Source organism: Variovorax sp. 01T439_2, from assembly GCF_056398445.1.
The window spans coordinates 1-4,583 of sequence record NZ_JBFTPJ010000454.1 but is presented as its reverse complement, the minus strand read 5'-3'; the positions used below and the strand labels follow the sequence as shown (position 1 = coordinate 4,583).

7 protein-coding genes are annotated in these 4,583 nt (G+C 68.2%); 5 read left to right on the top strand and 2 right to left on the bottom strand.

The features are described 5' to 3' along the window. Positions 1–462: Bug family tripartite tricarboxylate transporter substrate binding protein (locus tag AC1DOC_RS20265; protein ID WP_478130367.1), on the top strand; the 462-nt coding region annotated here is incomplete at its 5' end. A 24-nt stretch (positions 463–486) separates the two neighbouring features. On the opposite strand, the gene AC1DOC_RS20260 is transcribed toward AC1DOC_RS20265, so the two are convergent. Together AC1DOC_RS20260 and AC1DOC_RS20255 are read right to left on the bottom strand one after the other, a co-directional pair. Then, complete coding sequence (locus AC1DOC_RS20260; RefSeq protein ID WP_012748362.1) at positions 487–633, bottom strand: hypothetical protein; 147 nt, start codon at positions 631–633, stop codon at positions 487–489. Positions 634–748: 115 nt separating this feature from the next. Then, on the bottom strand, positions 749–1,315 hold the full coding sequence (locus tag AC1DOC_RS20255; RefSeq protein WP_012748361.1) for a LuxR C-terminal-related transcriptional regulator: 567 nt from the start codon (positions 1,313–1,315) through the stop codon (positions 749–751). 101 nt (positions 1,316–1,416) lie between these two features. Here AC1DOC_RS20255 and AC1DOC_RS20250 point away from each other — a divergent pair, with 101 nt between their 5' ends. From AC1DOC_RS20250 to AC1DOC_RS20235, 4 genes are all read left to right on the top strand, one after another. After that, complete coding sequence (locus tag AC1DOC_RS20250; RefSeq protein ID WP_478130366.1) at positions 1,417–2,220, top strand: CoA transferase subunit A; 804 nt, start codon at positions 1,417–1,419, stop codon at positions 2,218–2,220. 1 nt (position 2,221) lies between these two features. Beyond that, positions 2,222–2,860, top strand: a complete 639-nt coding sequence (locus AC1DOC_RS20245) for a 3-oxoacid CoA-transferase subunit B (protein WP_478130365.1) — start codon at positions 2,222–2,224, stop codon at positions 2,858–2,860. Positions 2,861–2,941: 81 nt separating this feature from the next. Beyond that, positions 2,942–4,336 carry a CoA transferase gene (locus AC1DOC_RS20240; RefSeq protein ID WP_478080338.1) on the top strand — a complete coding sequence of 465 codons (1,395 nt, stop codon included), beginning with the start codon at positions 2,942–2,944 and terminating at the stop codon, positions 4,334–4,336. A gap of 12 nt (positions 4,337–4,348) precedes the next feature. Then, the coding region (locus AC1DOC_RS20235) for a hypothetical protein (protein ID WP_478130364.1) at positions 4,349–4,583 on the top strand (235 nt) is incomplete at its 3' end.

Here is a 4,583-nt window from a genome sequence, read left to right as displayed (position 1 = left end):
CTGTCGCGCCAGGCCAAGCAGCCCATGACGCACGTGCCCTACAAGGGCTCGGGTCCGGCCATCAACGACCTGATCGCGGGCAACGTCGACATGTTCATCACCACGCCGCCCTCGGTCATCGGCCATTTCGCGGGTGGGCGCATCAAGGCGCTCGCCTACACGGGCAGCAAGCGCCATCCGTCGATGCCCGATGTGCCGACCTCGGCCGAGGCGGGTCTGCCGGGCTACGAGGTGGAATCGTGGTTCGCGGTGTTCGCACCGGCCAGGACGCCGCCCGACGTTGTCAACAAGCTCAGCGCCGAGATCAGGAAGATCGTCGAGAGCGAGCCGTTCCGCAAGAAGGTGGACGAGCAGGGCGCCTTCGCCACCTACATGGACCCGGCGGCCCTGGGCAAGTTCGTCGACCAGGAACTGGCAGCCTGGGCGAAGGTGATCAAGGCGGCGGACATCAAGCCGGACTGAGCCGGCCGATGCCTCCTGCGGTACTCAGGGCTTGACGCCGAGCATCGACAGGATGATTGCCGCGAGGGTCAGCGTCACCGGCAGCCGGTGCGTGGCGATGGCGTGGGCCTGCGCCACCGACAGCCTGGTTTGCTGAAGGAGGTTCTTTTCGGAATGAAGGGCTGTGGACATGGCATCTGCTCCTGAATGAACGCGAACGATCTGTTCGCATGGCCTTGAAGATAGACCTCTGCAGGGGCAGCGGCACGGGGCTTCCGAAGACACCGCGTTTCCGTTTTTGCAACGATCAGCCCGCGATGAGCTTCTGCACCAGCTCCGCCGTGGTCGCCGCCGCGTACTTGCGCATCAGCCGCGCGCGGTGCAGTTCCACCGTGCGGTGGCTGATGCCGAGCGCCTTGCCGATCTCCTTGGACGTGAGCCCGCGCATCACCTGCGCGGCCACCTCCCGCTCGCGCGGCGTGAGCTCGGCCTTCACGGCGCGGCGCGAGCCCAGGTCCTCGAAGGTCCAGATGCCGGCCTCGTGCGGCGCGGCGCGGTTCATGGCGTGGCCGGTGACATGGCACCAGAAGGTCTCGCCGGCAATGGCGCCGTGCAGGCCGCCCAGGCGCTTCATCATGCGGTTGTCGGCGTAGCGGCCGCTGGCGTTCAGGAACGGTTCCATGCGCTTGCCGATGCGCTCGAACTCGGCCACGCTCGGGTACAGGATGCTGAATGAATGCCCGACCAAGGCACTGGGCGTTGCACCGAAAATCTCGCACACCCGCTCGTTGCAGGCCACGATGGTGCGGTTGCTCGACACCACCATGCCGACGGGTGCCTGTTCAAAAGCCAGCCGGTAATCGATCTCGGGCATCGGGGGTCACCATTACGAAATACTACGTATGCGACTACGTAGTATCGTTCAAGGCTCTTCAAAGCTTTCGCCAACTCTCCACCATCCATCAAGGAGCCCGAGTGAACAAGATTTATCCCTCCGCAGACGCGGCACTCAAGGGGGTCGTGGCCGACGGGCAGACGCTCGCGGTCGGCGGCTTCGGCCTGTGCGGCATTCCCGAGGCGCTGATCGACGCGCTGCGCGACTCCGGCGCCAAGGATCTCACCTGCATCTCCAACAACGCGGGCGTCGACGGCTTCGGCCTCGGCAAGCTGCTCGAGACGCGCCAGATCAAGAAGATGATCGCGTCCTACGTGGGCGAGAACAAGGAGTTCGAGCGCCAGTACCTCGCGGGCGAACTGCAGCTCGAATTCACGCCCCAGGGCACGCTGGCCGAGAAGCTGCGCGCGGGCGGCGCGGGCATTCCGGCCTTCTTCACCAAGACCGGCGTCGGCACGCAAGTGGCCGAGGGCAAGGAACTGCGCGAGTTCGACGGCGAAACCTACGTGATGGAGCGCTCGCTGGTGCCCGACGTGGCGCTGGTCAAGGCCGACGTGGCCGACAAGTCGGGCAACCTGCGCTTCCGCCTCACGGCGCGCAACTTCAACCCGGCCGCCGCCATGGCCGGCAAGATCTGCATCGTCGAGGTCGAGAAGATCGTCGAGGTGGGCGAGCTGGCCCCTGACGACATTCACCTGCCGGGCATCTACGTGCACCGCATCGTGCTCAACGCCAAGCCCGAGAAGCGCATCGAGAAGCGCACCGTGAGTGCAGCCGCGCCGGCCGATGCGGCCGCCRCCAAGGTCGAAGCGCAGGCCGCCATCGCGCAGGCCGCCGCCGGCAGCGAAGTGCCCGCCCCCGTCAAGAACAACAAAGGAGCCTGAGATGCCCTGGACCCAAGACCAAATGGCCGCGCGTGCGGCGCAAGAACTCGAAGACGGCTTCTACGTGAACCTGGGCATCGGCATTCCCACGCTGGTGGCCAACTTCGTCGGCGACAAGGAAGTGTGGCTGCAAAGCGAGAACGGCATGCTCGGCATCGGCCCGTTCCCGACCGAAGACCAGGTCGACGCCGACCTGATCAACGCCGGCAAGCAGACCGTGACCACCATCCCCGGCTCGGCCATCTTCGGCAGCCATGACAGCTTCGCGATGATCCGCGGCGGCAAGATCAACCTGTCGATCCTCGGCGCCATGCAGATCAGCGTGAAGGGCGACCTCGCCAACTGGATGATCCCCGGCAARMTGGTCAAGGGCATGGGCGGCGCSATGGACCTGGTGGCCGGCGTGAAGCGCGTGATCGTGCTGATGGAGCACGTCGCGAAGAAGAAGGACGGCACCGAGGACCTGAAGATCCTCGAGAAGTGCACGCTGCCGCTGACCGGCGTGGGCGTGGTCGACCGCATCATCACCGACCTGGCCGTGATGGACGTGGTGCCCGAAGGCCTCAAGGTGGTCGAGCTCGCGCCGGGCGTGAGCTTCGACGCGCTGCAGGCCAAGACCGGCGCCAAGCTGATCCAGTAAGGCGCCGACGCAACGACGACGAAGGGCAGGGCCGCGAGAGCGGGCCCTGCCTTTTTGCTTTGGACGTTCTGGAGAGATGAAATGAATGCGAGCGAAATCCTGAGCGGCATCTGGCAGCAGGCGGGCCTGCCGCCCGAGGCCTTGCAGCATGTGCGGCTCACGGGCGAAGACCCGGTGCTGCCGTCGTCCTTCGCGGTGGGCGCGGCTGCGCAGAGCACCATCGCGGCGGCGGCGCTCGCAGCCTGCGAACTCGGGCATCTGCGCGGCGCCGGGCGCCAGCAGGTGGCCGTCGACATGCGTCATGCGGCGCTCGACTGCACCGGCTGGTTCAGCCTCGACGGGCGCGTGCCCGATCCGTGGGACAGCTTCTCCGGGCTGTACCGCTGCGCCGACGGCTGGGTGCGCATCCACGCGAACTTCGCGCATCACCGGGAGGGCGCGCTGCGGCTGATGAAGCTGGACCCGGCCGCCGCCACGCGTGCCGATGCGGAGGCGGTGATGGCCACCTGGCGCGCGCTCGATTTCGAAGACGCGGCCGCGGCACAAGGCCTGGTGGCGACTGCACTGCGCCGCTTCGACGAATGGGATGCCACGCCGCAAGGCCAGGCGATCGCAGCGCAGCCGCTCTTCACCATCGAACGCATCGGCGACACGCCGCCGCGCGCGCTGCCGCCGCTGCGCGAAGACCAGCGGCCGCTCACCGGCGTGCGCGCGCTCGACCTGACGCGCATCCTCGCGGGCCCTGTGGGAGGCCGCGCGCTGGCGGCCTATGGCGCCGACGTGATGCTCGTCAATTCGCCGCACCTGCCGAACATCGAATCCATCGCCGAAACCAGCCGCGGCAAGCTGTCGGCGCATGTGGACCTGCGCACCGAGGCGGCCCGCGCCACGCTGCGGCAGCTCGCCGGCGAGGCCCATGTCTTCGTGCAGGGCTACCGCCCCGGCGGCATCGCGGCGCTGGGCTTCGGGCCGGCGGAACTCGCGCGGCTCGCGCCCGGCATCGTGTGCGTGTCGCTCACGGCCTATGGCACGCAGGGCCCGTGGGCGCAGCGCCGCGGATTCGATTCGCTGGTGCAGACCGCCATGGGCTTCAACCATGCCGAAGGCGAAGCAGCCGGCGACGGCAAGCCCAGGCCGCTGCCGATGCAGATCCTCGACGAGGCCACGGGCTACCTGATCGCGTTCGGCGCCGCCGCGGCGCTCTGGCGGCAGCAGCAGGAGGGCGGCAGCTGGCATGTGCAGGTGTCGCTGGCGCAGACCGGCCGATGGCTGCGCGGGCTCGGGCGCGTGCCCGGCGGGCTGTCGATCACCAGGCCCGACCTGAAGCCCTATCTGGAGACCTCGGCCTCGGGCTTCGGCGAGCTGGCCGCGCTGCGCCACAGCGCGCAGCTGTCGCGCACGCCGGCCGCATGGCCGCGCCCCTCGATGCCGCCGGGCAGCCATGCGCCGGCCTGGCCCGGCGGCCCCGGGCAGTGAGAAACTTGGCGCATGCAGACGACGAACAGATACGAAGGAAGGCCGTTGCTGCGGCTGGTGGATTGCCTGGTGCTGGACGCCATCGACCAGCTCGACGACGCCAAGCGCGCCAAGCTCGAGGCGCTGGAGCCCACGCTCGCCCAGACCTTCAGTGCGAGCGGCACCTGGCAGGAGATGGTCGGCACCCAGATGGGCTTTGCCGACGACGTGCAGGACCAGATCCGGCAGTTCTGGCGCAGCTATCTCG